This is a genomic window from Bacteroides sp. CAG:633 (genome assembly GCF_000435115.1).
GTDB classification, from domain to species: Bacteria; Bacteroidota; Bacteroidia; order Bacteroidales; family Bacteroidaceae; genus Bacteroides; species Bacteroides ndongoniae.
The window spans coordinates 697-1,697 of sequence record NZ_FR883076.1 but is presented as its reverse complement, the minus strand read 5'-3'; the positions used below and the strand labels follow the sequence as shown (position 1 = coordinate 1,697).

Sequence of the window (1,001 nt, the reverse complement as noted above, 5' to 3'; positions counted from 1 at the left end):
ACCACCTCCCCCTTCGGGTACTCCTCCTTCCTGAAGGAGGAGAGTTTCAGATACTTTTATTTCGACACATCCTTAGGCAATACTTGGCAGGTTTGTGAGTCATACTCGTGGGCTTTGTGGGCAAAACCCGGCGGCATTGCTTGCGATAGGCGGCGAGATTGCTTGTCGCTTAGCCGGGCATTGCTTGTTGCGGTGGCTAACTATGGATGTTACGCGGCTAAAGTGGGTGGTTAGGAATGAAAAGTGCTACTTTGTGGGTGAAAGATGGATACGCGGACTACACTGATGAGGCGGATTTACACGGATGAAGAGTGGGAAAGAGGGAAATTGCCTTCACGCCTTCACTTAGCTTTCAGGATCTTGGCTGTCAGGTAGATAGGATGAAACATCCGGTTTCACGGAAGTTTCACCTCTTGCTTTCACCTTTCCGGATTTTTCTATTTCTTCGGGATTTAAGCCTGTTCGATGGGCATTTGTTAATCTATTGATAAACAAGATGATGTGGTGAAGGATGTAACGTAGATTTTTCTATTTCTTCGGGATTTAAGCCTGTTCGATGGGTGTTTGTTAATCTGTTGATAAACAGGGCGATGTGGTGAAGGATGTAACGTACATGCAAGTTTATGTAACGTACGTGCAAGTCTGATGTAACATTTGTGTAACTTTTGCAATCCGTTGCAAGGGTGAAACCTGAATTTTTAACACGCGATGTTACGTCATCGAAGGTATTTGATACAAATTGTTTTGGGTGTGTAGTCGATAAGTCGGATATTTGCATACAGACCTTATACGTACAAATGAATATGAATACAATCGAAAAAACACACCCGGGCACGTCGCTTAAAAGCCTGCCCGTTCTGTTTGCCGCCCTGTGCGTGCTGCTGTGCCTGTCCGCCTGCCGCCCCAAGCCCTATCCGTCGCTGCTGCTTGCGGCGGACAGTTTGGCATCCGTGCTGCCGGATAGTGCCTGTGCCCTGTTGGCCTCCTATGCCGCCGACACG

General features: G+C 47.7%; 1 protein-coding gene. It reads left to right on the top strand.

Annotated features, from left to right (window positions below):
- Positions 1 to 803 precede the first annotated feature (803 nt).
- Positions 804 to 1,001 (top strand): hypothetical protein (locus QVP67_RS08590; protein ID WP_288180051.1); only part of this gene is annotated, 198 nt, incomplete at its 3' end.